Consider the following 26,981-nt stretch of genomic DNA (forward strand, 5'->3'; position numbering starts at 1 on the left):
AACGCCCGGTCACATTCCGAACCCGGAAGCTAAGCCCTCCAGCGCCGATGGTACTGCACCCGGGAGGGTGTGGGAGAGTAGGACACCGCCGGACACACGTTACAGTCGAGGGCCTCCCGGAATCGGGACGGCCCTCGACTGCGTTGCGTCGTGGAACGACGTATTCAGGAAGGATGTACCAGTGAGTTCTGGACCTCAGGGCGGAGACCGTCCCCGGGGCTACGAGGGCCGGCCCGGCGACCGTGACGGCGACAACCGCCGTGGCGACCGTCCGTCGCACCGCGACGAGCGCGGTCGGGAGCGTGACTCCCGCGACGGTGGACGTGGCGCCGGCGGTTACGGTGCTGACCGTTCCCGGTCCGGTGGCTTCCGTCGGGACGGCGACCGTCGTGAGGGCGGTTACCGAGGCGGCGACCGGGGTACCGGCGGCGGTTTCGGTGGCGACCGGCGTGGCTCCGGTGGCGACCGGGACGGCTTCCGTGGCGAACGCGGCTCCGGCGGCTTCCGTGGGGAGCGGCGTGAGGGCGGGTTCGGCGAGCGTCGCCAGGGCGACGACCGGCCGGGCTACCGCCGCGACAACGACCAGCGTGGCACGGGCGCCCGAGGTGATCGGCCCACCGGTGGCTTCCGCGACAGCGACCGTAGCTCCGGCGGCTACCGGGGGGACCGTCGTGAAGGCGGGTTCCGTGGCGGTGACCGTCGCGAGGGCGGCTTCCGGCCGGACCGTCGTGACGGTGGTGACCGTCGTGAGGGTGGCTTCCGCAGCGACCGCCGGGACGGCGACATCCGGGACAGCGGCTTCCGCGGCGACCGTCGTGACGGTGGCGGTGACCGTCGTGAGGGTGGCTTCCGTGGCGGTGACCGTCGTGAAGGCGGCTTCCGCGGCAACGACCGTCGCGAGGGCGGTTTCCGGCCGGAGCGTCGTGACGGTGGTGACCGTCGTGAGGGTGGCTTCCGTGACGGCGAGCGTCGCGAGGGCGGTTTCCGGGGCGGTGACCGTCGTGAGGGTGGTTTCCGCAGCGACCGCCGGGACGGCGACAGCCGTGAGGGCGGGTTCCGTGGTGACCGCCGGGACAGCGGATTCCGGGGCGAGCGCCGCGACGGTGAGCGTCGCGAGGGCGCTTTCAGCCGGGGTTCCGAGGACCGGGGTGGTTTCCGCAGCGACCGTCGCGACGGTGACCGCCGTGAGGGCGGGTTCCGTGGTGAGCGTCGCGAGGGTGGCTTCCGGGACAGCGGTTCGCGGGACCGGGACGGCGCCTCGCGCGGTCCGGCACGTGACTACGGCTCCGGTGACCGTCGTGAGGGCGGGTACCGGGCGGATCGACGGGACGAGGGCTCTCGCCGGGGTGGCGACGACCGCCGTCAGGGCGACGGCGGTGGCTATCGGCGTACCGAGGGCGGCTTCGGCGGCGGTGCACGCCGGGAGAGCGGCGCACGCGACGGTGACCGTCGTGAGGGCGGTTTCCGTGGCAACGATCGCCGCGAGGGTGGCTTCCGGCCGGACCGCCGGGACGGTGACCGTCGCGAGGGCGGCTTCCGGAGCGGTGACCGCTCGGAAGGTGGTTCCCGTGGCGGTGAGCGTCGTGAGGGCGGCTTCCGGGGCGGCGACCGTCGCGAAGGTGGCTTCCAGGGCGAGCGTCGTGAGGGTGGTTTCCGCTCCGGTGACCGCCGCGAAGGTGGTTTCCGGGGCAACGACCGCCGTGAAGGCGGCTCGGGCTTCCGGGACGGCGAGCGCCGCGACGGCGGGTTCCGCCGTGGGGCGGACGAGCGCGGCGACGAGCGCCGGGACCGTGGCTTCCGTGACGACCGGGATCGGCGTGACGGGTCCGACCAGTCCGAGGGGCGTACGCCGGCGCCGGTGCTGCCGGACGAGATCGTCGCGACCGACCTGGACAAGGACGTACGCGCCGAGCTGCTGTCGCTGTCGAAGGGGGTCGCGGACACCGTGGCCCGGCACCTCGTGGCGACCGGGCAACTGATCGACGAGGACCCCGCGGAGGCGCTGGCCCACGCGATGGCCGCCCGTCGGCTGGCGTCCCGGATCGCGGCTGTTCGCGAGGCGGTCGGTCTGGCCGCGTACCACTCGGGCGAATGGCAGACGGCGATCGCGGAACTGCGGACGTACCACCGGATGAGTGGTGTGCAGAGTCACCTCGCGGTCCTCGCGGACTGTGAGCGGGCGCTGGGCCGGCCCGAACGGGCCATCGACCTGTTCCGTGGTGCCGAGCAGGAGAAGCTGGAGGCCGCTGTCGCCATCGAGCTGCTGATCGTGGCCGCCGGTGCGCGAGGCGACCTCGGGCAGCGGGACGCGGCAGTGGCCATGCTCCAGGTGCCCGAACTCACCACCGACACGGCCCAGCCGTGGACGGCCCGGCTGCGGTACGCGTACGCGGACGCGCTGCTGGCGGTGGACCGTCGGGCCGAGGCCCGGGAGTGGTTCTCCCGTGCGGCCGAGGTCGACGCCGAGGCGGAGACCGACGCGGCGGAGCGGCTGCTCGAACTCGACGGCGTGGTCATCGAGGGCGACGACGAGGACGAGGCCACCGAGGAACTGGTCGCCGGTCCCGGTGCTCCGGGTGCGGTACCGGCCCGGCCGGACAGCGAGCTGACCGAGGACGAGAGCCCCGAAGAGGTCGAGGCGGCCGAGGGCGAGGTCAGCGGCGATCGTGCCGAGGACTACGCGATCGAGGACGAGGACGCGGACGACGACGGTGCCGAGATCACCGGTGGCGTCGGCGCCGGGGACTCCTCTGGTGCCGCCGACGCCCTGACCGGGGACGAGACCTCGGCCGAGGGGCCGGCGGATCGAGTCGCCGACCAGGCGGTGGGGGACGAGACCGTGGCGGACCGGGTCGGGACGGACCGGACGGCGGACGACGAGGTCGGGGACGACCGGGTCGCGGCCGTCGAGGCGAAGTCGCGCGGTGACGAGGTCGTCGACGCGGACGTCGTGGAGGCGTCCGGTGCTTCGGCGGCGAGCGGTGTCGGTGAGTCGTCTGTGACGGACGGCGAGCGGTCCGAGGAGACCGAGCGGCGATGAGTGGTGACGGGGAGCGGCTGGTCGACGGGTACACCCTGGTCGTCTTCGACCTGGACGGGGTGATCTATCTGATCGACCGGCCGATCCCCGGCGCGGTTGAGGCGGTCGCCCGGCTGCACGGCGAGGGCCGGGCGGTGGCGTACGCGACGAACAACGCGTCGCGCCGACCGGCCGACGTGGCCGACCTGCTCACCGGGATGGGCGTACCGGCCCGGCCGGAGGAGGTGCTGACCAGCGCGGCCGCCGCCGCCCAGCTGTTGGGGGAGCGGTTGCCGGCCGGTGCGCCGGTGCTGGTGGTGGGTGCCGAGGCGCTGCGGGCGGAGATCCGCGAGGTGGGTCTGACCCCGGTCTCCGGTGCCGACGACGCGCCGGTCGCGGTGATCCAGGGGTACGGCCCGCAGGTCGGCTGGACCGACCTGGCCGAGGCGGCGGTGGCGGTACGTGGCGGGGCCGCGTGGATCGCCACCAACACCGACCGGACGCTGCCCAGTGGACGGGGACCGCTGCCGGGCAACGGTTCGTTGGTCGCCGCGCTGGCGACCGCGTTGAACCGACAGCCCGACGAGGTGGTGGGCAAACCGTCGCCGGAGTTGTTCGCCACCGCCGCGCGGCGGGCGGGCGAGGGCCGCTCCCTGGTGGTCGGTGACCGGCTGGACACCGACATCGAGGGCGCCAACCGGGCGGGACTGGACAGCCTGCTGGTGCTCACCGGCGTCAGCGACGTACCCGAGTTGCTCGCCGCACCGCCGGACCGCCGACCCACGGCGGTGGCCTGGGACCTGGCGGGGCTCTTCGAGCCGACCGCGATGGTGCGGGTACCGGCGGCCGGTGCGGAGCACGGTGGTTGGCGCGTCACGACCGGGCCGGACGACTGGGAGCTGACGGGCGCGGGTCGACCGCTGGACGCGCTCGCGGCGCTCTGCGCTGTGGCGTGGGAGCGTCGGCCGGAGGGTGTGCCGCGCGCGGGTTCGCCGGAGGCGGCGACGGCGCTGGAGGCACTCGGCCTGACCGGCTGAGCGACGTACCGCACCACATCCCGGCGCGGCGCGTGCGGCCTCGTCAGAGCAGCTTGCGCAGTTTCATCAGGTCGAACGGGTTGGCCTTGATCGAGACGCGTCGGCTGGCCACCGCGCGGGTCACGTCGAGGTCGCCGTGTACCAGGGCGATCAGGTCGTCGCTGGTGGTGGTCATGGCGATCTTCGCCTTGGGGTCGTCGCCGTCGGTCAGCCCGATCAGCCGTCCACCGGTGAGCCGACCGTGGAAGGCGGTCTCCAGGTCGCTGATCCGGCAGGCCAGGGTGCGGTCCAGGTCGACGTGCTCGCGGACGGTCTCCGCGTTGCGGTCCAGCCGCGCGGCCAGATCCTGCAACGCCTGCCGACACTCGTCCACGGTGGCCACCGTCGCCTCCTCGTCTCACACCACGTCGTACTCCGGGCACCGTACCGCACGGGACGCCGACCGCGGCCCGGTAGCGTGACACCTGCCGGAACCGCGGGTGAAAGGACTCAGGCATGCAGGACGCGTGGCGCGCCTACCTCGAACTGGCCATGGGCCTGACGGAGGCGCCCCGGAAGAAGGCGCAGGACGCGGTACGCCGGTTGGCCGGCTCGACCGGTGCGACCGCCGCGCAGCTCCAGACGCTGGCCGAGGAGTTGCGCTCGACCGGCGCGGAGAATCGGGAGGCGCTGACCAAGCTGGTGCGGTTCGAGGTCGAACGCGCGCTCGGCGCGGTGGGGCTGGCCACCGCCGACGAGGTGGAGGAGCTGGAGCGGCGGGTACGCGAGCTGGAACGTCGGCTTCGCGCGATGGCCGACACCGCCGTACGCTCCCCGGTCTCCGGCGGCCCGGAGGCCGGCACGCCCGCCGACGTGGCGGCCGAGGCCGCCGAGACCGCGGCGGCGGCCCCACCGACCGGCGCGGCGGCCGGACCGGCTGCGGCGAAGAAGGCGGTCGCCAAGAAGGCCGTGGCGAAGAAGGCCGGTGCGCTGCCGTTCCCGGAGGACGAGCCGGTGGCGAAGAAGGCGGTGGCGAAGGTCGCGAAGAAGGCGGTGGCGAAGAAGACGCCGGGCTCGGTGGCGCGTCCCGCCGACGGCGACGCGCCGGCCCGACCGGCGAAGGCCACCCGCCCTCGTCCGGACACCGCGCCGTGACCGGGGTTCGCTCGCGTCGCCCCGGGCCGCCTCAGGCGGCCGAAGGGCGGCGAGACGTCTGGTCGGCTGCGGTGACCCGCGCGACGCGGGCCGGAGCGCGGCGGTGAGCGTCTCGCCGCGGCCCGGGCCGCGGCCGGGGCCCCGTCCGGGTCCGCCGCCGCAGTCGTGGTCCGGTGACGGCGCCGACGCCGTGGGACACCCGGCGGTGGACGCCGTCGTGCAGGCGATGGCGAACGCCGCGAACCTCGCCCCGGCCGACCAGATCGCCCAGTACGAGGCCGCGTACCAGACGTTGCGGGAAACGCTCGCCACCATCGACCAGGCCTGAGGAGGCCGTCCACCCATGGCACGTCGTAACCGGTTGGACGCCGAACTCGTCCGCCGTGGTCTGGCCCGCTCGCGGGAGCAGGCCGCCGATCTGGTGGAGGCCGGTCGGGTACAGCTTCGCGGGGTGGTGGCCCGCAAGGCCGCCGCGATGGTCGACCCCGCCGACCCGCTTCTGGTCACCGGCGCCGATCCCGCCTCCGAGTACGTGTCCCGGGGCGGACACAAACTGGCCGGCGCGCTCGCCGCGTTCACCGCCGGCGGGCTGACCGTGACCGGCCGGCGGTGCCTGGACGCCGGGGCGTCCACCGGCGGCTTCACCGACGTGCTGTTGCGGGCGGGGGCGGCCGAGGTGGTCGCGGTCGACGTCGGCTACGGCCAGCTCGCCTGGTCGTTGCGGACCGACGAGCGGGTCCGGGTCCTGGAACGGACGAACGTCCGGACGCTGACCGCCGAGGCGATCGGTGGGCAGGTCGACCTGACCGTGGCCGACCTGTCGTTCATCTCGCTGCGGTTGGTGCTGCCGGCGCTGACCGCCTGCACGGCCGCCGACGGCGACCTGGCCCTGATGGTCAAGCCGCAGTTCGAGGTCGGCCGGGAGCGGGTGGGCGCCGGTGGTGTGGTGCGGGACCCGGCGCTGCGCGCCGAGGCGGTGCTCGACGTCGCCGCGTCCGCCGCGACGCTGGGACTGGGGCTGGCGGAGTTGGCGGCCAGCCCGCTGCCCGGGCCGAGCGGCAACGTCGAGTTCTTCGTATGGTTACGCCGGGACGCGCCACCGGCCGATCCGGAACGGGTACGGGCCGTGGTGGCGGCCGGGCCCGGTGCGCCGGCCGCCGCCGGTGACGCGCGTGACGAGGTGACGAAGGAGGTGGCCGGGTGAACGAGGGCAACTCCGCCACGGCGGGGGTGCGTCCGCCGGGTGGGTCGACGCGACGGCCGACCCACGGTGGGCGGGACTTCCGGTGACCCGTACCGCACTGTTGGTGACCCACACGGGTCGCCGGCGCAGCACGGAACACGCGCGTACGGTCGCCGCCGACCTGATCGCCGCCGGTTTCGAGGTGCGGGTGGTGGCCGAGGAGGCCGAAGACCTCGACCTGCCGGGCGCGGTGCCGGTGACCGGGCCGGAGGCGGCCGAGGGCGCCGAGATCGTCTTCGCACTCGGTGGGGACGGCACGTTCCTGCGCGCCGCCGAACTGGCCCGGCCGGCGAAGGTGCCGCTGCTCGGCATCAACCTGGGCAAGGTCGGTTTCCTGGCGGAGGCGGAGATCGACGACCTGGACCTCGCGGTACGCGACGTGGTGGGCCGCAACTACAGCGTCGACGAACGGTTGACCCTGGACGTCACCGCCGAGTTCGACGGTGGGCCGACGATCGAGTCGTGGGCGCTCAACGAGATCAGCGTCGAGAAGGGCGAGCGGGCCCAGATGCTGGAGCTGCTGGTCGACGTGGACGGTCGGCCACTGTCCCGGTACGGGTGCGACGGGGTGGTCTGCGCCACGCCGACCGGCTCGACGGCGTACGCCTTCTCCGGCGGCGGGCCGGTGGTCTGGCCCGAGGTGGAGGCGCTGCTGCTGGTGCCGATCAGCGCGCACGCCCTGTTCAGCCGCCCGTTGGTGACCGCGCCCACCTCCACCTTCTCGATCACCGTGGACCCGTTCACCACGCTGGCGGTGCTCTGCTGCGACGGGCGGCGGGTCTACGACCTGCCGCCGGGCGCCCGGGTCACGGTGCGTCGCGGTGCCCTGCCGGTGCGGATCGTACGGCTGCGGGACCGGTCGTTCACCGACCGCCTGGTGGCCAAGTTCGACCTGCCGGTGCACGGTTGGCGGGGCAATCGCCGCTGACCCGGGTCGCCGCGCCGGCTGGTCAAGTGTCGGGCCACGCGTCTACTGTCGGGTGCTGTGCTGGAGGAGCTACGCATCACCGGACTGGGCGTCATCGAGGACACCACGCTGCCGCTTGCCGGTGGCATGAACGTCATCACCGGCGAGACCGGTGCCGGCAAGACGATGGTGGTCACCGGCCTGGGCCTGCTCTTCGGGGGCCGGGCCGACGCCGGGCGGGTGCGTGCCCAGCCCGGTCGAGCCGTCGTCGAGGGGCGCCTGCGTCTCACCGGTCGGGTCGCCGAATCGGTGCACGCCCGGATCACCGACGCCGGTGGCGAGCCCGACGACGACGGCGCGATGCTGCTGAGCCGTACGGTCACCGTGGAGGGTCGCTCCCGGGCGCACCTGGGCGGGCGGAGCATGCCGGTGTCGACGCTCGGCGAGGTGGGCGAGCAGGTGGTGGCCGTGCACGGCCAGTCCGACCAGTTGCGCCTGCTGCGTCCCGCCGAGCAGCGGGCCGCGTTGGACCGCTTCGCCGGGCCGGAGCACGAGAAGCTGCTGGAGGCCACGCGCGAGGCGTACACGCAGTGGCGTCGGGTGGTCGACGACCTGGCGGACCGGCGGCGCAACGCGCGGGAACGCCACCAGGAGGCGGATCTGCTGCGCCTGGGGCTCGACGAGATCACCCGGGTCGACCCGCAGGCCGGTGAGGACGACGAGCTCAAGACCGAGGCGCAGCGGCTGGAGCACGCCGAGGGGTTGCGGACCGCGGCGCAGGTGGCCCACCAGTGCGTGGCCGGCGGGTTGGAGGCCACCGACGACACCACGGACGCCTCGGCCTTGCTCGGCACCGCCCGGCGGACGTTGGAGGCGCAGGCCGGCACCGATCCGGCCCTGGGTGAGTTGGCGGCCCGGTTGGAGGAGGCGGCGACCCTGGTCGCCGACGTGTCGGTGGAGTTGTCGACGTACCTCACCGGGCTGGACGCCGACCCGGCCCGGTTGCAGAGCATCTATGAGCGCCGGGCCGCGCTGCGGGCGCTGACCCGCAAGTACGCCGACGACGTCGACGGGGTGATCGCCTGGGCGGAGCGGGCCCGGACCCGACTGTCCGACCTGGACATCTCCGACGAGGTCCTCGAGGAACTGGATCGGGAGGCGTCCCGGCTGGCCGGTGAGGTGGCCGAGTTGGCCGGCCGGTTGTCGGCGTCCCGCCAGGAGGCGGCGGTGCGCTTCGCCGAGCAGGTGACCGTCGAGCTGGCCGGGCTGGCCATGCCGCACGCCCGCGTCGAGGTGGCGGTGCTGCCCCGACCGGCCGGACGGGCCGAGCCCACGTTGCCGGTCAACGGGGTGGAGGTCGGTGTCGGGCCGGACGGCGGTGACGAGGTCGAGCTGCGGCTGCTGGCCCATCCCGGTGCGCCGTCGTTGCCGTTGCAGCGGGGCGCGTCCGGCGGTGAGCTGTCCCGGGTGATGCTCGCCATCGAGGTCGTCTTCGCCGGCTCGGGTGGCCCGCCCACGCTGGTCTTCGACGAGGTCGACGCGGGGGTCGGCGGTCAGGCGGCGGTGGAGATCGGGCGTCGGCTGGCCCGGCTGGCCCGCAGCCACCAGGTGCTGGTGGTGACGCACCTGCCGCAGGTGGCCGCGTTCGCCGACCGGCATCTGGTGGTGGCGAAGGACACCGGCGGCGCGGTGACCACCAGCGGGGTGCGCGTGGTGGAGGACACCGAGCGGGCCCGGGAGCTGGCCCGGATGCTGGCGGGTTTGCCGGACTCGGATCTGGGTATCGCCCACGCGGAGGAGTTGTTGGCCGTCGCGGCCAGAGAACGGCGGTCGTGACGACCGTCATTGTGAGCGGAGGCACACCGGCCTTCGCCCATCTGTGCTTCCCTGGGTAGGCGGCCCTGCTCAGGCATGTCGCGACAGATTCGCCTGCCTCACATGCCAGGATGGTCACGATGCGTCTACCCACGTTGCGCCGGACCCGGAACGCGGAACCGGGACGAATCCTCGGCACCGCTCGCCTCGATCGCCGGACGAAACGCCTGGTCGGTCGGCTCCGCCCCGGTGACATCGCGGTGATCGACCATGTCGATCTGGACCGGGTCGCCGCCGACTCGCTGGTCGCCGTGGGCGTCGGCGCGGTCCTCAACGCCAAGCCGTCGGTCTCCGGCCGCTATCCCAACCTCGGTCCCGAGGTGCTCGTCGCGGCGGGCATCCCGCTCCTGGACGATCTCGGTGAGGGCGTCTTCGAACGGATCCGCGAGGGCGACACCGTGCGGATCGAGGGCAACACCGTCTATCTCGGCGACGAGCCGCTGGCGCACGGCAGCCTGCAGGACGCCGAGAGCGTGGCCAAGGCGATGAGCGACGCCCGGGAGGGCCTGTCGGTGCAGTTGGAGGCGTTCGCCGCCAACACCATGGACTACCTCAAGCAGGAACGTGACCTGCTGCTCGACGGTGTCGGCGTACCGGACATCGCCACCGAGATCCAGGGCCGGCACTGCCTGATCGTGGTGCGGGGCTACGACTACAAGGCCGACCTGGACGTGCTGCGCCCGTACATCCGGGAGTTCAAGCCGGTGCTGATCGGCGTCGACGGCGGGGCGGACGCGCTGGTCGAGGCGGGCTACACGCCGGACATGATCATCGGCGACATGGACTCGGTCACCGACGACGTGCTGCGCTGTGGCGCCGAGGTGATCGTGCACGCGTACCCGGACGGCCGGGCTCCCGGTCTGCCCCGGGTCAACGGCCTGGGAGTGCCGGCGGTGACCTTCCCCGCCGCCGCCACCAGCGAGGACCTCGCCATGCTGCTGGCCGACGAGAAGGGCGCCTCGCTGATCGTCGCGGTGGGCACCCACGCCACCCTGGTCGAGTTCCTGGACAAGGGGCGCGGCGGCATGGCGTCGACGTTCCTCACCCGGCTCAAGGTCGGTGGCAAGCTGGTCGACGCCAAGGGTGTGAGCCGGCTCTACCGGCAGAGCATCTCGGGTTCCTCGCTGTTGCTGCTGGTGCTGTCGGCGGTGGCGGCGATGGCCTCGGCGGTGGCGGTGTCCACCGTCGGCAAGGCGTATTTGGGCGTGGTCTCCGAATGGTGGGACAATTTTGTGTTCCAGCTCGGCCAGCTCTTCTAGCTCCCGACCGATCAAGAGGCTGTAAGCGTGATCAACTTCCGGTACCACGTGGTGTCCCTGACCGCGGTCTTCCTCGCGTTGGCGATCGGCCTGGTCGTCGGCACAGCCGCCCTCAACGGCCCGGTCGCGGATTCGCTCAAGGAGACCGTCAACTCGCTGCGCAAGGACAACCAGCAGATGCGCCAGACGGTCCAGAACATGCAGCGGGAGCTGGAGCTGGAGGAGGAGTTCGCGGCCGAGATGGCCCAGGTGATGCTGCCGGGCAAGCTGACCGGCAAGCGGGTGCTGGTGCTCAGCCTGCCCACCGGCCGGGACCACACCGAGGGCGTGGTGAACATGCTGGAGCTGGCGAACGCCGATGTCATCGGGCGGATCGACCTGCAGGACAAGTTCATCAACCCGGAGAACAACAACAACCTGCTGGAGCTGGCGGTCACCGCGGCCCGGCCCACCAGCGCGCCGACCAGTGGACTGCCCGGCAACGGGCACGGCGTGGAGACCTCCAGCGCCCTGCTGGCCACCGTGCTGCTGGACCAGCCGGCCGGCGCCGAGCCGGTCACCGAGGCCGACCGGCGGGCGGTGGTGACCGCGTACGGCAACGCGAACTACCTGACCGCCGCCGACCGGATCACCAACTCCGCCGAGGCGGTCGTGGTGGTCAGCGGCCAGCCGTACGTGGACAAGGACTCCGCCAAGAAGGACGAGTCGGTGGTGAAGATCGCCGAGCAGTTCGACCGCACCGGCGGCATCGTGGTCGCCGGCAACGGCTTCACCGGCGGCAACCTGGTCTCCTTCGTCCGGGGCGACGCGGTGCTGGCGCAGACCATCTCCACCGTCGACAACGCCAACACCGTCCAGGGACAGCTGGTCACCTCGCTGGCCGTCGTGCAGCAGCTCACCGAGCGCAAGGCCGGCCAGTACGGCGTGGGCGACAACGTCGACGGGCTGCTGCCTAAACTGCCCCAGTGAGTCGACGGAACACCCCGGGTGTCCGATTCGACGATGTCCGCCCGCCGACCGGCGGCGCAGACGGCGTGAACGAGCGAGGTGAGCTGGGGCGTGGGCGTGCTCGGTCGACTGTTGGCGGCGGGGGTCGGTGTGGCTGCCACCCGGTACGCGCTGCGTGAGATCCGTACCTCCCCGGCGGGGCCGACCCTGGCGCGGACCAACTTCCGCGGCCGTACGGTGACGCTGACGGCCGGGCCGGCCCTCGCGGCGGGTGCCTCCGGCGCGGCGGCCTGCGGTGCGCCCAGCGTGCCGGCGGGCGCGGCGGCGCTGGTGGCCGGGCTCGGGGCCGGTGCCGTCGGGCTCTACGACGACGTGGTCGGTGCCCGGCCCGAGCAGAAGGCGGACAAGGGTTTCGCGGGACACCTCGCCGCCCTGCGGCAGGGGCGGGTCAGCGCCGGCCTGGTCAAGGTCGTCGGGGTGGGTGCGGCCGGTCTGGGCGCCGCCGCGCTGCTCGCCGCCGACCCCCGGGTGGCCGGGCACCGTGGCCGGCGTCGCCAGGGTGGGCTGGGCCGGACCGTGGACGTGCTGCTCGGCGCCGGTGTGGTGGCCGGCACCGCCAACCTGCTCAACCTGCTCGACCTGCGCCCCGGGCGGGCACTGAAGTCGGGCCTGCTGCTCGGCACGCCGCTGGTCAGTGGCGCGACCGGTGGGATCGCCGCCGGTGCGGTGGGTGCCGCCGCCGGACTGCTCCCCGCCGACCTCGACGAGGACGTGATGGTCGGCGACAGTGGCGCGAACGCCCTCGGCGCCGTGCTCGGCGTGGCGCTGGCCGCCCGCACCGGCCCAATCGGCCGGGCCGGGATCCTGGCGGTGCTGGCCGGACTGACGGCGGCCAGCGAGAAGGTCAGCTTCACCGCCGTCATCGCGCGTACCCCGGGCCTGCGTGAACTCGACGCGCTGGGCCGTCGCGACGACTGACGTGACCAGACCGGCACCCCTCGCCGGCGCCGGCCGGGTGGCCGGGGCAGCCGCGCTGATCGCCGTACTCACCGTGGTCAGTCGGCTGGCCGGGTTCGGCCGTACCGCCGTCTTCACCTGGGTGGTGCAGGACAGCGACCTGGGCGCGATGTACGTGATCGCGAACACCGTCCCCAACATCATCTTCGAGATCGTGGCTGGTGGGGCGCTGGCCAGCCTGGTCGTACCGCTGCTCGCCGGTGCGGTCGCGGCGGGGGACCGGCGGGCCGTGGCGGCGACCACGAGCGCGTTGCTCACCTGGACGGTGACGCTGCTGGTGCCGTTGGCGGTGCTGGTGGCCCTGGGCGCCGAGCAGATCGTGTCGGTGTTCCACAGCCGCAGCCCGGAGGAGTTGGCGGCCGGGGCCCGGATGTTGCGGGTCTTCGCGCCGCAGGTGCCGCTGTACGGCATCGGCATCGTGCTCACCGGCGTGCTCCAGGCGCACCGCCGCTTCGCCTGGCCGGTGATCGCGCCGCTGCTGTCCAGCCTGACGGTGATCGTGGCGTACCTCGTCTTCGCCGCCGTGGCCGGTACCGGGGCGAGCGTGGCGCAGGCGGGCCGGGCCGCCGAGCTGATCCTGTCCGGCGGCACCACGCTCGGTGTGGTGGTGCTGTCGCTGTCGCTGCTGATCCCGTTGCGGCGGCTGCGCCTGCGGCTGCGTCCCGGGTACGGCTTCCCGGCCGACGCGCGGGCGCGGGTGGGTGGTCTGGTCACCGCCGGCGTGGTCACCGTCACCGCCCAGCAGGTGGCCACGCTGGTGATCCTCTATCAGATCTCCGGCGGCCGGACCGAGGCTCCGCAGGTGTTCAACCTGGCGCAGACGTTCTACCTGCTGCCCTGGGCGGTGTTGGCGGTGCCGCTGGCCACGGCCGCGTACCCGACGTTGGCCGAGACGGCGGCCGGCGGCGACGAGGACGGTTACCGCGACACCCTGTCCGGGACGGTGCGTGCGGTGCTGCTCTCCAGTTGCCTCGGCGCGGCGGCGCTGGTCGGGGTGGCCGGTCCGATCGGCCGGTTCTTCCCGTTGGACGCCTCGGCCACCGCCACGGCGGTGGCCGGGTTCGCGCCGGGACTGCTCGGGTACGGGCTGTTCGCGGTCCTGTCCCGGGCCCTGTACGCACGCGGCGCGACCCGGGAGGCCACCGTCGCCATCAGTGCCGGTTGGCTGGCGGTCACGCTCGGTACGCTGCCGTTGGCGGCACTGCTCCCGACGGCCGACCGGGTGCTCGCCGTCGCCCTGGCCAACTCGGCCGGCATGTTGCTGCTGGGTGGGCTGCTGCTGGTGGCCGTGCGGCGCGCGGCCGGTCCGGCGGCGCTGGCCGGCACCGTACGCGCCGGTGCCGCCGGGGTGTCGGCGGGTGTGACGGCGGCCCTCGCGGCGCTGGTGCTGCTCGGCTGGCTGGGCGGGACCCCGACGCGGTCGGCGGCACTCGTGCAGGGCATGCTGTCCGGAGTCCTGGTCGTCGTCGTCTTCCTCGGCGTGGTCTGGTTGGTCGACCGGCGGGACCTGCGGCCACTGCTGACCGGATTGCGTCGACGCCTCCGCCGGACCCGGAGCAGGGGCGGGCGAGCGGACGGAAAGGCAAGCGGCGCGAACGGAGGGCTTGACCGGTGAGCGCGAGGAGTGAGCTTGCGAGCCCCGCAGTCGCGAACGGAAGGCTGGTCCGGTGAGCGCGAGGAGTGAGCTTGCGAGCCCCGCAGTCGCGAACGGAGGGCGTAACCGGTGAGCGCGAGGGGTGCGGATGCCCGGTGGGGCACGGTGGTGCTGGTGCTCGCCTCCAGCACCGGTGGGGTCGGGCAGCATGTCCGGGCCGTGGCCCGTGGGCTGACGGCGGCCGGTGAGTCGGTGCTGGTCTGCGGGCCGGCGGCGACCCAGGACCAGTTCGACTTCGTCGGGGCCGGGGCCCGGTTCGCGCCGGTGGAGATCCCGGCCAGCCCGACGCCGGGTGACGTCCGCGCGATCACCGCGTTGCGTCGGGCGCTGGCCGGCGAGCAGGTCGCCGTGGTGCACGCGCACGGGCTGCGCGCCGGGTTGGTCGCGGTGATCGCCCGCCCGGCCGCCCCGCTGGTGGTCACCTGGCACAACGCGGTGCTCGCCGGTGGGCTGCGGGGCAGTCTGTCCCGGTGGGCCGAGAAGATGGTGGCCCGGGGGGCCCGGGTGACGCTCGGTGCCTCCGCCGACCTGGTGGCCCGGGCCGTCGGGCTCGGCGCTGGGGATGCCCGGCTCGCCCCGGTGGCCGCTCCCGAGCTGCCCGCGCCGCGCCGGGGTCGGGCCGCCGTCCGGGCCGAGTTCGGCGTGTCGGCCGACCAGCCGTTGATCCTCTCGGTCGGTCGGCTGCACCCGCAGAAGCGGTACGACGTGCTGGTGGACGCCGCCGCCCGGTGGCGGGAGCGGGTTCCGCCGCCGGTCGTGGTGATCGCCGGGAGTGGTCCGGCGTACCTGCCGTTGGCCGCCCGGATCAGTGCCGCGCGGGCGCCGGTGACGTTGCTCGGGCACCGCACCGACGTGGGCGACCTGCTGGCCGGGGCGGACCTGGCGGTGGTGACCAGCGACTGGGAGGCCCGTCAACTGTTCGCGCAGGAGGCGCTGCGGGCCGGCGTGCCGCTGGTGGCGACCGCGGTGGGTGGCCTGCCGGATCTGGTCGGGGACGCTGCGGTGCTGGTGCCGCCGGGCGATGTCGACGCGGTCGACGCGGCGGTCGGTGACCTGCTCGACGATGCGCCGCGCCGGGCCGAGCTGGGCAGTCAGGGCGTCGTGCGGGCCGAGACGTGGCCCACCGAGGCGCAGACCGTGGCCCAGTTGGTCGCGCTCTACGCCGAGCTGAGACCGGGCCGGGCCGGGCCGGCGACGCCCGACGCCGACACGCCGTCGACGGGACGCCGGTGATGCTGCGCCGAATCGCACCGATCCTGCTGACCCTGGTCGTGGTGGCGCTCGGCGTGACCGTGTTGGCGGCCCGTCCGGAGAGCCCGTCGCCCCGGCAGAGCGCCGACTACGTGGTGCTGGTCGGGGTGGCCGGGCTGCGGTGGGAGGACGTGGACGCGCAGCGCACGCCGACGCTGTGGCGGATGGCGCAGGACGGCTCGATCGGTTCGTTGTCGGTGCGGTCGGTGTACCGGCCCACCTGCCCGGTGGACGGGTGGCTGACGCTCGGCGCGGGCGGCTTCGCCGCCTGGGGCGGGGGCCCGACCGACGGCCTGTGTCCGCCTGTGGACGTGACGGTGGACCAGCCCGACGGCATCGGCGCGAACCTGCCGCAGCAGGAGAGCGTGGTGCTGCGTAACCAGGAGCGGCTGCCGTGGGGCACGGTGCCCGGCGCGCTGTCGGAGTCGGTGCGCTGCTCGGTGGCGGTCGGCCCGGGTGCGGCGGTGGCCGCCGCGCGGCCGTTCGGCCGGGTCGACCGGTACGCGCCGACGCTGCCGGAGGATCCGGCCGAGTTGCTCGGTTCCTGCGTGCTCAGCATCGTCGACCTCGGCACCGTCGAAGGCGAGGACGAGGCGTCCCGGTCGGCGGCGGCCCGTGCGGCCGACGCGCAGTTGGCCCGGGTGCTGGCCGGCCGGCCGCCGCGGTCCCTGGTGATCGTGGCCGGGGTCTCCGACACCGAGCGGCCCTCCCGGCTGCACGTGGCCGTCGCCGACGGTCCCGGCTGGGAGGAGGGCTGGCTGACCTCGCCCAGCACCGGCCGGCAGGGCTACCTGCAACTGATCGACCTGGCGCCGACCGCGCTGGCGGCCCTGGGCCGACCGATGCCGGACCGGCCGTTCCTCGGTCGGCCCGCCGAGTCGGTCGGTGGCCGTCCGGCCGATCTGGCGGCGGCGATCGCCGAGCCCTCCGACGCGGACCGGGAGGCCGCCGCGCAGCGGCAGGTGGCGGGTGGGTTCTTCACGGTGCTGGCCGCCGTGCAGGTGGCGCTCGCCCTGGCGGTGTTGCCGCTGCTGCGTCGGGCCCGTCGGCACGCCGGGCCGTACGGGCCGAAGCCGGTGTCCCGGCGGGTGGTGGCGGTGGTGGAGCTGTTGCTGGTGGCGGCGGCGTTGGCCATCCCAGCGGCGCTGCTCGCCGAGGCGGTGCCGTGGTGGCGCAACGTGTACCCGGCGGCCTCGTTCGCCGGGCTGGCCGTGGTGCTGCTGGCGGCGGCGACGTTGTTGGTGCGGCTGACGCCGGGGTACGGCACCACGTTGGGGCCGCTCGGCGCGGTGGCCGGGCTCACCACGCTGGCCGTCGGCCTGGACGTGGTCACCGGGGCCCGGCTCCAGCTCAACGGCGTGATCGGGTACTCCGCGCTGGAGGGCGGCCGGTACGCCGGGCTGGGCACCGTGGGACTCGGGGTGTTCGTGGCCGGCGCGCTGCTGACCGGTGGCTGGCTCGCCCAGCAGGTACGCCGGGCGTGGCGCCCGATGGTGATGGTGGTGGTGGGCGGCGCCGCCGTGGTGGTGGTCGGCAGCGCGTACCTGGGTGCCGACTCGATCGGTGCGATCGCGTTGACCGCCGGGGTGAGCGTCGCGGCGGCGATCAGCGCGGGCGGCTGGCTGACGCTGACCCGGTTGGCCTGGGCGACGATGGCCGGGCTGGCGGTGATGGTCGGGTTCGCGGTGGTGGACCTGGGCCGTCCACCGGCCGATCGCGGCAGCCTGGGCCGGTTCCTCGCGGCGCTCGGCGACGGCACCGGCGGGCTGACCGTCCAGCGGTCCAGCGCCTCGAACATCGACACCCTGCTGAACAGCCCGCTGACCGTGCTGGCACTGGCCGGCGCGTTGCTGGTCTGGTTCGCGCTGCTCCAGCCGTGGGGCGGGCTGATGCGCCTGTTCGGCATCTATCCAGCGATCCGGGCGGCGATGGCGGGCACCGGCGTGGCGGTCGGCATCGGCGGGGTGCTGAGCGCGGCGGCGCTGGACGTGGCCGGGGCCGCGGCGGCCGTGGTGGTGCCCATGGCGGCGCTGTCCGCGTTGCGGGTGCTCGACCACGCGGCGGACCGTACGCGGCCGGCCACCGACCGGCCGTCCGACGTCATCCGGTCCGACGACCGCGTGGGCGACGTGGGCACCGCAGGCGACGCGGTCACCCCGGGCGATGCGGCGGCCTCGGGCGATGCGGGCGCCACGCGTGCTCCCGCCGAGGACACCGCCGGGGCCGGTACCGAGGGTGAACGCGGGCGTGGCCGGGCGGTACGGTCGTCGACCGAGGTCGCGACCGGGTGACCCCGGGGGCCGTACCTCGGGTGCGGCCCGGGAGTGCCTCAGGCGAGGTGTTACCGTGGAATCCCGTGGATCGCGTGATCACTTCGCTGATCGGCTCGGCGGTCTGCACGACCGCGACGGACGACACGGGAGCAGGCCTTGGCCCCTTCAGCACGGACGACCAGGCACATTTTCGTCACCGGGGGCGTCGCCTCCTCGCTGGGTAAGGGGCTGACCGCCTCCAGCCTCGGCAATCTGCTCACCGCGCGGGGACTGCGCGTGGTGATGCAGAAGCTCGACCCGTACCTGAACGTCGACCCCGGCACCATGAACCCGTTCCAGCACGGCGAGGTGTTCGTGACCGAGGACGGCGCCGAGACCGACCTGGACGTCGGCCACTACGAGCGCTTCCTGGACCGGGCCCTGTCCGGCAAGGCGAACGTCACCACCGGCCAGATCTACTCGGACGTGATCGCCAAGGAGCGGCGCGGGGAGTACCTGGGCGACACCGTCCAGGTGATCCCGCACATCACCAACGAGATCAAGTCGCGGATCCTGGCGATGGCCGACCCGGACGACGACGGCCGTACCCCGGACGTGGTGATCACCGAGGTGGGCGGCACGGTCGGCGACATCGAGTCACTGCCGTTCCTGGAGGCGATCCGGCAGGTCCGTCACGACCTGGGCCGGGACAACTGCTTCTATCTGCACGTCTCGCTGGTGCCGTACCTGGCGCCCTCAGGCGAGCTGAAGACCAAGCCGACCCAGCACTCGGTGGCGCAACTGCGCAACATCGGTATCCAGCCCGACGCCATCGTCTGCCGCTCGGACCGGGAGATCCCGGACAAGCTCAAGCACAAGCTGTCGCTCTACTGCGACGTCGACGCCGAGGCGGTCATCGCCGCCCCGGACGCGCCCAGCATCTACGACATCCCCAAGGTGCTGCACCGGGAGGGACTCGACGCGTACGTGGTGCGCCGGCTCGGGCTCTCCTTCCGGGACGTGGACTGGGAGGGCTGGGACGACCTGCTGGAGCGGGTGCACCAGCCCCGACGCACGGTCACCGTGGCGCTCGTCGGCAAGTACGTCGACCTGCCGGACGCGTACCTGTCGGTCAGCGAGGCGATCCGGGCGGCCGGCTTCGGCAACCGGGCCCGGGTGCAGTTGCGCTGGGTGCCCAGCGACGACTGCGTCACCCCGGCGGGCGCGGCGGCGGCCCTGGCCGGCGTCGACGGCATCGTCATCCCCGGCGGGTTCGGCGTCCGGGGGATCGAGGGCAAGATCGGCACCGCCCGGTACGCGCGGGAGAACGGCGTCCCGCTGCTCGGGCTCTGCCTCGGCCTGCAGTGCATGACCATCGAGGTGGCCCGGCACCTGGCCGGGCTGGACGGCGCCAACTCCGTGGAGTTCGACTCCGAGGCCGTGCACCCGGTCATCGCCACCATGGCCGACCAGGAGGACATCGTGGCCGGCAAGGGCGACCTGGGCGGCACCATGCGGCTCGGCGCGTACCCGGCGGCGCTCGCCGAGGGCTCGATCGTCGCCGAGGCGTACGGCAGCACCGAGGTCAGCGAGCGGCACCGGCACCGGTACGAGGTGAACAACGCCTACCGGGACCAGCTCGCCAAGGCCGGACTGCGGATCTCGGGCACCTCGCCGGACGGGCGGCTGGTCGAGTTCGTCGAGCTGGACCGCGAGCTGCACCCGTTCTTCGTGGCCACCCAGGCCCACCCGGAGCTGAAGAGCCGCCCCACCCGGCCGCACCCGCTGTTCGCCGCGTTCGTCCAGGCGGCGGTGGCGTACTCGCAGGCCGACCAGCTTCCGGTCGACCTGGACGGTGCCGAGCGGGCCGCGCGCAACGGCACCGCCCCGACGGTGCCCTCGGCGTCGTGAGCGACCCCGGCAGGGCGGTCGAGCACCGTTACGAGGTGCTCTCCCGCGAGGTGCAGTACCGCGGTCGCATCTTCGACGTGGTCACCGAGCAGGTGAGCATGCCCGGCGGCGGGACGGCCCCGCGTGACCTGGTCCGGCACGTCGGTGCGGTGGCCGTGGTGGCGCTGGACGCCGCCGGCCAGGTGGTGCTGATCCGGCAGTACCGCCAGCCGGTCGGTCGGCGGCTGTGGGAGCTGCCGGCCGGGCTGACCGACGTCACCGGCGAGGACCCGGCGGTGACCGCGGCGCGGGAGCTGGCCGAGGAGGTCGACCTGACCGCCGGCCGGCTCGACGTGCTGGTCGACGTGCACAGCTCGCCCGGGTTCACCGACGAACTGGTCCGGGTCTTCCTGGCCCGGGACCTCGGCGAGGTGCCGGTGGAGCAGCGACACGACCGGCACGACGAGGAGGCCGACCTGCAGATCGTCCGGATCGACCTGGACGAGGCGGTCGGCATGGTGCTGGCCGGAGAGATCACCAACGGGCCGTGCGTGGCCGGGCTGCTGGCCGCCGCCCGCGCCCGCGACGCCGGCTGGTCGGTGTTGCGCCGGGCGGACACCCCGCTGCCGGGCTGACCGGGACCACGACGACAGGGGCCGCGCGGATCACCGCGCGGCCCCTGTTCGCATGCCGGATCAGTCGCGCAGCGGGCGACCCTGTCCGTCGACGCCACCGTTGACCAGGATCAGGATGCCGTCGATCAGACCCCAGAGGCTGCCGATACCGCAGGTCACCAGCGTGACGATGAGCTGGATGACACCGGTCTTGGTGTCACCCATGTAGAACCGGCCGACGCCGAAGCCGCCCAGCAGGATCTGCAGGACACCGGCGATGACCTTGCTCTTGTCGGAAACGCCCTGGGGGTACCCGGGCTGATAGGGGGGAGTAGTCATGAGGCGACACGATAGTGATCCACACCGACGCTGTCCGCACCGGTAGGCACCTCGTGGGACGATCACGACCAATACTGTCCTGTCGGCTGAGGAGGAACCAGCCGGTGGGCTGCCCGTACACCTGACACATCGTCAGGGTTCGCGGCCACCGGATGTCATGGTGCAGGCTCCCTCGACGGACGGGTACGCCTAAACTGCCGCCCACGGGACCGGTCGACCGTAGCGGCAAAGGGGCCGCCGCGGCACCGCCCAGTCGGGGGAGAGCGGTCCCCGGAGAGAGGGTCTGCATCGTGAAGGTCGGCATCCCACGCGAGGTCAAGAACCACGAGTACCGGGTGGCGATCACGCCCGCGGGCGTCAACGAGTTCACCCGCGGCGGCCACCAGGTCTTCGTCGAGGCCGGTGCCGGGGTCGGATCCAGCATCACCGACGAGGAGTTCACCGCCGCCGGAGCCAAGATCCTGGACACCGCTGACGAGGTGTGGGACGCCGCGGACCTGGTGCTCAAGGTGAAGGAGCCGGTCGCCGAGGAGTACCACCGGATGCGCGAGGGGCAGGTCCTCTTCACCTACCTGCACCTGGCCGCCTCGCGGGACTGCACCCAGGCGCTGCTCGACTGCAAGGTCACCGGCATCGCGTACGAGACGGTCGAGCTGCCGGACCGCTCCCTGCCGCTGCTCGCCCCGATGTCCGAGGTGGCCGGCCGGCTCGCCCCGCAGGTCGGCGCGTTCTATCTGATGCGGACCGGCGGGGGTCGGGGCGTGCTGCCCGGCGGCGTCTCCGGCGTGTACGCGGCGAAGACCGTGGTCATCGGTGCCGGGGTCTCCGGCATGAACGCCGCCGCGATCGCGCTGGGCCTGCAGTCCGAGGTGCTGCTGCTGGACAAGAACGTCGGCCGGTTGCGGCAGGCCGACGCCATCTACCGTGGACACCTGCAGACCGTCGCCTCCAACGCGTACGAGATCGAACGGGCCGTGCTCGACGCGGACCTGGTCATCGGCGCAGTGCTGGTGCCCGGCGCCAAGGCGCCGAAGCTGATCTCCAACGAGCTGGTCTCCCGGATGAAGCCCGGCAGCGTGCTGGTGGACATCGCCATCGACCAGGGCGGCTGCTTCGAGGACTCGCGGCCGACCACGCACGCCGAACCGGTCTACCGGGTGCACGAATCGATCTTCTACTGCGTGGCGAACATGCCCGGCGCGGTGCCGAACACCAGCACCTACGCGCTGACCAACGTCACCCTGCCGTACGCCCTCGAACTGGCCAACCACGGCTGGCGGGAGGCGTCGCGTCGCGACCCGGCGCTGGCCCTGGGCCTGAACACCCACGCCGGTCAGGTCGTCTACGGCCCGGTGGCCGAGGCGCACGGCCTGCCCACCCTCGCGCTCACCGAGGCACTAGGGGGGTAACGCTGAGCACGGCGACCGACGAACGGGCCGGCCCCGAGCCGGCGCCGGCCCTGCGTCGTGCGCTGCGCGGCTACCTCGACCACCTCACCGTCGAACGAGGACTGGCCGCGAACACCCTCGCCTCGTACCGCCGCGACCTGGACCGTTACCTGGACTCGCTGGCTGCCGCCGGGGTGGACGACCTCGCCGGGGTCTCGGCCGCCGAGATCGAACGGCACCTGGCCCGGCTGCGCACCGGCGACGACGGCCGCCCACCGCTGGCGGTTTCGTCGGCCGCCCGCGCCGCCAGCGCCGTGCGCGGCCTGCACCGCTTCGCGCTGCGCGAGGGCCTGGCCGGGGCCGACCCGAGCCGGGACGTACGCCCACCCACCCCACCGCGCCGACTGCCCCGCGCCCTGCCGGTCGACGCGGTGGTCCGGCTGCTGGAGACCGCCGGCCCGGTGGACGCGGCGGGGGAGCAGGCACCGCTGGCGCTGCGCGACCGGGCGCTGCTGGAGTTCCTGTACGGCACCGGCGCCCGCATCTCCGAGGCGATCGGCGCGGCCGTGGACGACGTGGACCTCGACGACGGGGTGGTGCTGCTGCACGGCAAGGGCGGACGCAGCCGACTGGTGCCGGTCGGCGGGCACGCGCTACGGGCGCTCGGCGCCTACCTGGTCCGTGCCCGGCCCGGACTGGTCACCTCCGGCCGGGGCACCCCGAAGGTGTTCCTGAACGCCCGGGGCGGCCCGCTGACCCGGCAGGGTGCCTGGACCGTGCTGCGCCGGGCCGCCGCCCGGGCCGGGCTGCCAGTGGACGGGCCGGAGGCGGTCTCCCCGCACACCCTGCGACACTCGTACGCGACCCACCTGCTCGACGGCGGTGCCGACGTGCGCGTGGTGCAGGAACTGCTCGGTCACGCCTCGGTCACCACCACCCAGGTCTACACGCTGGTGACCGTGGACCGGCTGCGCGAGGTCTACGCCACCGCACACCCGCGCGCTCGGCACTGACGTCGAGGCGCGCAACGCTGGTCGACGTGGGCCGGAACGGCACCGGCCTGGCTGGTCGACGTGGGTCGGGACGGCGCTGGTCGGTACCACCGTCCGACACGCCGAGCGGGTAGTGAACGCCCTGCTGGTCGGTGGCGTACAGTCGGGATCGGCGCGGCCTGGCGGCGGGATGACCGGGGTGCGCAGCGGCGCCGCGAAGGACGTCGGGCGGCTCCGACGCCAGATGGTCGTCGGGAGGGGGCAACGAGGACATGGCTGGCAACGGTGACCGTGCCGAGACCTGGACGTCGGAGCTCCGCGAACAGCAGAACGCGCTCGGCTCGGACCTGGGTCCGGCCGACCCGGCCGCCTACACGATGCGCAAGCCCATCCCCGAGCCGATGCCCACCGACCGGCACGGCCCGGCGCGGATCATCGCGATGGCAAACCAGAAGGGTGGCGTCGGCAAGACCACGACCACCATCAACCTCGGCGCCGCGCTCGCCGAGTACGGCCGCAAGGTGCTCCTGGTCGACTTCGACCCGCAGGGCGCCCTCTCGGTCGGGCTGGGCGTCAACCCGCACAACCTCGACCTGTCGGTCTACAACCTGCTCATGCAGGACGACGTCACTGCCGAGGACGTCCTGATCAAGACCGACGTGGCCGGGCTGCACCTGCTGCCCGCCAACATCGACCTCTCCGCCGCCGAGATACAGCTCGTCAACGAGGTCGCCCGCGAGATGGCCCTGGCCCGGGTGCTCAGGAGCGTCCGCAAGGAGTACGACTACATCCTGATCGACTGCCAGCCGTCACTCGGCCTGCTGGCGATCAACGCGCTGACCGTGGCGCACGGCGTACTCATCCCGCTGGAATGCGAGTTCTTCAGCCTGCGCGGTGTCGCCCTGCTGCTGGACACCATCGACAAGGTGCGCGAGCGGCTCAACTTCGACCTGGAACTCGAAGGCATCCTCGCCACCATGTACGACAGCCGCACCACGCACTGCCGCCAGGTGCTCCAGCGGGTGGTGGAGGCGTTCGGCGACAAGGTCTACCAGACGGTCATCACCAAGACGGTGAAGTTCCCCGAGTCGACGGTCGCGGGTGCTCCGATCACCACGCTCGACCCGGCCTCGTCGGGGGCCCGCAACTACCGTCAGTTGGCCCGCGAGGTGATCGCCGCGCAGGCGGAGCGGTAGGCCGGTAACCATCGGTGTCCAGGCCGTGGACTACGGTCGTCGGCGTGAGCGCGCCGCCCGCCGACCCGACCGCCGCACCGGAGCATCCGCCCGCGGCTGACCTCGGCGCGCCGGATGCGTCCCCTGTCCCGGACCCGGTCGTGTCGGACCCGGTCGCGTCGGAGTCGGCGGTGTCGGAGCCGGTCGTGTCGGACTTGGCTGTCGTGTCGGACGACGCTGCGGACACCGGCAAGTTCACGGTCCGGCTGGACAACTTCACCGGCCCGTTCGACCTGCTGCTGCAACTGATCGGCAAGCACAAGCTCGACGTCACCGAGGTCGCGCTGCACCAGGTGACCGACGAGTTCATCGCGTACATCCGGGCCATGGGTGACGACTGGGACCTGGACGAGGCGAGCGAGTTCCTGCTGATCGCCGCCACCCTGCTCGACCTCAAGGCGGCCCGGCTGCTGCCCTCGGCCGAGGTGGAGAACGAAGAGGACCTGGCCCTGCTGGAGGCGCGGGACCTGCTCTTCGCCCGACTGTTGCAGTACAAGGCGTACAAGGAGGCGGCGGCGCACATCGCGGTGCTGGAGGAGGTCGGCGGACGCCGCTACCCGCGCGCGGTCACCCTGGAGGCCCGGTACGCCGAGGCCCTGCCCGACCTGGTGCTCGGCATCGGCCCGCAGCGACTGCTCAAGCTCGCCGTCAAGGCGATGACCCCGAAGCCGATACCCGAGGTCTCCATCGCCCACGTGCACATGGTGCGGGTCAGCGTCCGGGAACACGCCGCGATCATCAGCGAGCGGCTGCGCCGCGTCGGCACCGCCACCTTCTCGCTGCTCTGCGCCGACTGCGAGGCCACCCTCGAGGTGGTCGCCCGGTTCCTGGCGCTGCTGGAGCTGTACCGGCAGGGCGTGGTCGCCTTCGTGCAGGAACAGGCGCTGGAGGAACTGACCGTACGCTGGACCGGCCCCGACGACGGCAGCCCGACCCTGACCATCGACGAGTACGCCGGCACCCCCGACGAGGCCGCCCCCGCCGGGACACCGACCGGGCCCGGCACGCCGACGCCCGCGTCTGGTGAGCCGTCCGCTGGGTCGGGTGAGCCGTGGGCTGCGCCGGATCGGCCAGCGGACGGGTCGGCTGGGTCGGGCGCGCCGGTGGACGAGGCGGTAACGACGGAGGAGCGCGCCGGATGAGCAACGAGGAACGCCGGGACTCGCTGGCCGACCAGGCCGCCGCCTGGATCCCGCCCTGGCAGCGCCCTGCCCCCGAATCCACGGCCCCGGATCCGGCCACCCCCGATCCCGCCACCCCTGATCCGACTACCCCTGATCCGGCCACCCTCGACCACGCTGCTGCGGATCGTGGCGCTCCGGATCACGCCGAGCCCACTGGCGAACTCGCCGCGCCCGAATCCACCGAACCCCGGGTTGCTGAGGATCTTGGTGCGGAAGTGTCCCTGGAGGGGCCGTCGCGTACCACGATCGCGGAGGAGGGGGCGGGACGGAGGCCGCGGAGCGGGCGGACGCGGGTGGTGCCGGAGCCGCCGCCGGTGCTCGACGACGCCGAACTGCGCGGGGCGCTGGAGGCGATCCTGCTGGTGGTGGACGAACCGGTCAGCGAGCTGACGCTGGCCCAGATCCTCGAACAGCCCGCCGAGCGGGTCGGCCCGATGCTTGACGAGATCGCCGCGAGCTACACCGCCGCCGGGCACGGGTTCGAGCTGCGCCGGGCGGCCGGCGGGTGGCGGCTCTACACCCGGCCGGAATACGCCACCTACGTGGAACGGTTCGTGCTCGACGGGCAGTCGGTCCGGCTGACCCAGGCCGCGCTGGAGACCCTCGCGGTGGTGGCGTACCGGCAGCCGGTGACCCGGTCACGGATATCGGCCATCCGGGGCGTCAACTGCGACGGGGTGATCCGTACCCTGGTGACCCGTGGGCTGATCGAGGAGTGCGGCATCGAGTCGGACAGCGGGGCCTATCTGTACCGGACGAGCACGATGTTCCTGGAGAAGCTCGGCCTGAACAGCCTCGACGACCTGCCGCCCCTGGCCCCCTTCCTCCCCGACGACGTAGAAGAGCTTGCTGATGCCGCGCGATGACCGCACCCCCCGCCCCGACGCCCCCGTCTACACCGGTCCGGAACGCCTGCAGAAGGTGCTCGCCGCGGCGGGGGTCGGTTCCCGGCGCGCCTGCGAAGACCTGATCTTCCGTCGGCGGGTGACGGTCGACGGGCGGGTGGCCCAACTCGGCGACAAGGTCGACCCGACCAAGGCCGTCATCCACGTCGACGGCGAGCGGCTGGTGGCCGACACCCGGCTGGTGTACCTGGCGTTGAACAAGCCCCGCGGCGTGGTCTCCACGATGGCCGACGAGAAGGGGCGCACCGCGCTCGCCGACTTCGTCGGCAACCGGGTCGAGCAGCGCGTCTATCACGTCGGGCGGCTCGATGCGGACAGCGAGGGCCTGTTGCTGCTCACCAACGACGGGACCCTGGCCCACCGGCTGATGCACCCTTCCTACGGGGTGGCCAAGACGTACCTGTGCGAGGTGACCGGGCCGATCCCGCGCAACCTCGGCAAGCGCCTGGCCGCCGGTATCGAGCTGGAGGACGGCCCGGTCACCGTGGACTCGTTCCGGGTGGTGGGCAGTCTGGGACGTACCGCCCAGGTGGAGCTGACCCTGCACGAAGGCCGCAAACACATCGTGCGGCGCCTGCTCGACGAGGTCGGACACCCGGTCAGCCGGCTGGTGCGTACCTCCATCGGGCCGATCCGGCTCGGCGACCTGCGTCCCGGGCGCACGCGACGCCTGACCAACGCGGAGGTCGCCGCCCTGTTCAAGGGTGTGGGTGACTGACCCCGCGCTCGCGGGTACCGCTGACGGTAGGCTCCTGGCGGCCCGGCAGGGCCGGCGGGCCGTGCGCCGCGGCGCCGGGCATGATGGAAGCTGTGTGGGCAACCGCTCGCGTCCGCCGAT

Annotated in this window: 22 protein-coding genes, 1 rRNA gene and 1 pseudogene; 22 read left to right on the plus strand and 2 right to left on the minus strand. The window is 73.3% G+C overall.

The window, feature by feature from the left end; all coding sequences use genetic code 11:
* From rrf to ACIBO1_RS30510, 3 genes and pseudogenes are all read left to right on the plus strand, one after another.
* Window positions 1-94, plus strand: a 5S ribosomal RNA gene (gene rrf, locus ACIBO1_RS30500); the annotation flags it as partial.
* A 1,851-nt stretch (window positions 95-1,945) separates the two neighbouring features.
* A pseudogene (locus tag ACIBO1_RS30505) lies at window positions 1,946-2,806 on the plus strand (tetratricopeptide repeat protein); the annotation flags it as partial.
* Between the two features lie 230 nt (window positions 2,807-3,036).
* Complete coding sequence (locus ACIBO1_RS30510) at window positions 3,037-4,056, plus strand: HAD-IIA family hydrolase (protein ID WP_396752506.1); 1,020 nt, start codon at window positions 3,037-3,039, stop codon at window positions 4,054-4,056.
* A gap of 43 nt (window positions 4,057-4,099) precedes the next feature.
* On the opposite strand, the gene ACIBO1_RS30515 is transcribed toward ACIBO1_RS30510, so the two are convergent.
* Window positions 4,100-4,438 (minus strand): SCP2 sterol-binding domain-containing protein, encoded by a 339-nt coding sequence (locus ACIBO1_RS30515; protein ID WP_396752508.1) that lies wholly within the window; start codon window positions 4,436-4,438, stop codon window positions 4,100-4,102.
* Between the two features lie 113 nt (window positions 4,439-4,551).
* Here ACIBO1_RS30515 and ACIBO1_RS30520 point away from each other — a divergent pair, with 113 nt between their 5' ends.
* From ACIBO1_RS30520 to ACIBO1_RS30580, 13 genes are all read left to right on the plus strand, one after another.
* The gene (locus ACIBO1_RS30520; RefSeq protein ID WP_396752510.1) at window positions 4,552-5,190 is read left to right on the plus strand and encodes a hypothetical protein; all 639 of its coding nucleotides are present in this window, start codon (window positions 4,552-4,554) and stop codon (window positions 5,188-5,190) included.
* Window positions 5,191-5,293: 103 nt separating this feature from the next.
* The gene (locus tag ACIBO1_RS30525; protein ID WP_396752512.1) at window positions 5,294-5,518 is read left to right on the plus strand and encodes a hypothetical protein; all 225 of its coding nucleotides are present in this window, start codon (window positions 5,294-5,296) and stop codon (window positions 5,516-5,518) included.
* A gap of 15 nt (window positions 5,519-5,533) precedes the next feature.
* A complete protein-coding gene (locus ACIBO1_RS30530; RefSeq protein WP_396752514.1) occupies window positions 5,534-6,394 on the plus strand; it encodes a TlyA family RNA methyltransferase in 861 nt (286 codons plus the stop codon).
* Between the two features lie 82 nt (window positions 6,395-6,476).
* Window positions 6,477-7,361: an NAD kinase gene (locus tag ACIBO1_RS30535; protein ID WP_350700385.1), complete on the plus strand. Its 885-nt coding sequence runs from the start codon at window positions 6,477-6,479 to the stop codon at window positions 7,359-7,361.
* A gap of 57 nt (window positions 7,362-7,418) precedes the next feature.
* Window positions 7,419-9,176 carry a DNA repair protein RecN gene (gene recN, locus ACIBO1_RS30540; RefSeq protein ID WP_350700386.1) on the plus strand — a complete coding sequence of 586 codons (1,758 nt, stop codon included), beginning with the start codon at window positions 7,419-7,421 and terminating at the stop codon, window positions 9,174-9,176.
* Between the two features lie 119 nt (window positions 9,177-9,295).
* The gene (gene steA / locus ACIBO1_RS30545) at window positions 9,296-10,474 is read left to right on the plus strand and encodes a putative cytokinetic ring protein SteA (protein ID WP_131054654.1); all 1,179 of its coding nucleotides are present in this window, start codon (window positions 9,296-9,298) and stop codon (window positions 10,472-10,474) included.
* A gap of 27 nt (window positions 10,475-10,501) precedes the next feature.
* Window positions 10,502-11,443, plus strand: coding sequence for a copper transporter (locus ACIBO1_RS30550; RefSeq protein WP_396752516.1), 942 nt, complete (start codon window positions 10,502-10,504; stop codon window positions 11,441-11,443).
* Between the two features lie 90 nt (window positions 11,444-11,533).
* Window positions 11,534-12,400 carry a hypothetical protein gene (locus ACIBO1_RS30555; RefSeq protein WP_396752566.1) on the plus strand — a complete coding sequence of 289 codons (867 nt, stop codon included), beginning with the start codon at window positions 11,534-11,536 and terminating at the stop codon, window positions 12,398-12,400.
* 1 nt (window position 12,401) lies between these two features.
* A complete protein-coding gene (gene murJ / locus ACIBO1_RS30560; RefSeq protein ID WP_396752568.1) occupies window positions 12,402-14,054 on the plus strand; it encodes a murein biosynthesis integral membrane protein MurJ in 1,653 nt (550 codons plus the stop codon).
* Window positions 14,055-14,162: 108 nt separating this feature from the next.
* Window positions 14,163-15,326 (plus strand): glycosyltransferase family 4 protein, encoded by a 1,164-nt coding sequence (locus ACIBO1_RS30565; protein ID WP_396752518.1) that lies wholly within the window; start codon window positions 14,163-14,165, stop codon window positions 15,324-15,326.
* Window positions 15,326-17,635: a hypothetical protein gene (locus ACIBO1_RS30570; protein ID WP_396752520.1), complete on the plus strand. Its 2,310-nt coding sequence runs from the start codon at window positions 15,326-15,328 to the stop codon at window positions 17,633-17,635. Before ACIBO1_RS30565 ends, ACIBO1_RS30570 begins: the two co-directional genes overlap by 1 nt.
* A 138-nt stretch (window positions 17,636-17,773) precedes the next feature.
* On the plus strand, window positions 17,774-19,507 hold the full coding sequence (locus ACIBO1_RS30575; RefSeq protein ID WP_396752522.1) for a CTP synthase: 1,734 nt from the start codon (window positions 17,774-17,776) through the stop codon (window positions 19,505-19,507).
* The gene (locus ACIBO1_RS30580; protein ID WP_396752524.1) at window positions 19,504-20,121 is read left to right on the plus strand and encodes an NUDIX domain-containing protein; all 618 of its coding nucleotides are present in this window, start codon (window positions 19,504-19,506) and stop codon (window positions 20,119-20,121) included. The genes ACIBO1_RS30575 and ACIBO1_RS30580 overlap by 4 nt, the downstream gene beginning before the upstream one ends.
* 60 nt (window positions 20,122-20,181) lie before the next feature.
* Here the strand turns inward: ACIBO1_RS30580 and ACIBO1_RS30585 are convergent, their stop codons facing one another.
* Window positions 20,182-20,511 (minus strand): TM2 domain-containing protein, encoded by a 330-nt coding sequence (locus ACIBO1_RS30585; RefSeq protein ID WP_396752526.1) that lies wholly within the window; start codon window positions 20,509-20,511, stop codon window positions 20,182-20,184.
* 218 nt (window positions 20,512-20,729) lie between these two features.
* Here ACIBO1_RS30585 and ald point away from each other — a divergent pair, with 218 nt between their 5' ends.
* From ald to ACIBO1_RS30615, 6 genes are all read left to right on the plus strand, one after another.
* Window positions 20,730-21,848, plus strand: coding sequence for an alanine dehydrogenase (ald, locus tag ACIBO1_RS30590; protein ID WP_396752528.1), 1,119 nt, complete (start codon window positions 20,730-20,732; stop codon window positions 21,846-21,848).
* 2 nt (window positions 21,849-21,850) lie between these two features.
* Window positions 21,851-22,840, plus strand: a complete 990-nt coding sequence (locus ACIBO1_RS30595; protein ID WP_396752570.1) for a tyrosine recombinase — start codon at window positions 21,851-21,853, stop codon at window positions 22,838-22,840.
* 251 nt (window positions 22,841-23,091) lie between these two features.
* Window positions 23,092-24,015, plus strand: a complete 924-nt coding sequence (locus ACIBO1_RS30600) for a ParA family protein (protein WP_117230487.1) — start codon at window positions 23,092-23,094, stop codon at window positions 24,013-24,015.
* A 44-nt stretch (window positions 24,016-24,059) separates the two neighbouring features.
* Window positions 24,060-25,196 (plus strand): segregation and condensation protein A, encoded by a 1,137-nt coding sequence (locus ACIBO1_RS30605; RefSeq protein WP_396752530.1) that lies wholly within the window; start codon window positions 24,060-24,062, stop codon window positions 25,194-25,196.
* Window positions 25,193-26,104 (plus strand): SMC-Scp complex subunit ScpB, encoded by a 912-nt coding sequence (gene scpB, locus ACIBO1_RS30610; RefSeq protein WP_396752532.1) that lies wholly within the window; start codon window positions 25,193-25,195, stop codon window positions 26,102-26,104. Before ACIBO1_RS30605 ends, scpB begins: the two co-directional genes overlap by 4 nt.
* On the plus strand, window positions 26,091-26,861 hold the full coding sequence (locus ACIBO1_RS30615) for a pseudouridine synthase (RefSeq protein WP_396752534.1): 771 nt from the start codon (window positions 26,091-26,093) through the stop codon (window positions 26,859-26,861). The genes scpB and ACIBO1_RS30615 overlap by 14 nt, the downstream gene beginning before the upstream one ends.
* The last annotated feature ends 120 nt before the right edge of the window (window positions 26,862-26,981 follow it).

The organism is Micromonospora sp. NPDC049903 (genome assembly GCF_044460945.1).
In the GTDB taxonomy this organism is placed as follows: domain Bacteria; phylum Actinomycetota; class Actinomycetes; order Mycobacteriales; family Micromonosporaceae; genus Micromonospora.

Coding starts and splice junctions, on each gene's coding strand:
- ACIBO1_RS30510 (WP_396752506.1), top strand. CDS start 3,037: ATGAGTGGTGACGGGGAGCGGCTGGTCGACGGGTACACCCTGGTCGTC.
- ACIBO1_RS30520 (WP_396752510.1), top strand. CDS start 4,552: ATGCAGGACGCGTGGCGCGCCTACCTCGAACTGGCCATGGGCCTGACG.
- ACIBO1_RS30530 (WP_396752514.1), top strand. CDS start 5,534: ATGGCACGTCGTAACCGGTTGGACGCCGAACTCGTCCGCCGTGGTCTG.
- steA (WP_131054654.1), top strand. CDS start 9,296: ATGCGTCTACCCACGTTGCGCCGGACCCGGAACGCGGAACCGGGACGA.
- ACIBO1_RS30570 (WP_396752520.1), top strand. CDS start 15,326: ATGCTGCGCCGAATCGCACCGATCCTGCTGACCCTGGTCGTGGTGGCG.
- ACIBO1_RS30600 (WP_117230487.1), top strand. CDS start 23,092: ATGGCTGGCAACGGTGACCGTGCCGAGACCTGGACGTCGGAGCTCCGC.
- scpB (WP_396752532.1), top strand. CDS start 25,193: ATGAGCAACGAGGAACGCCGGGACTCGCTGGCCGACCAGGCCGCCGCC.
- ACIBO1_RS30615 (WP_396752534.1), top strand. CDS start 26,091: ATGCCGCGCGATGACCGCACCCCCCGCCCCGACGCCCCCGTCTACACC.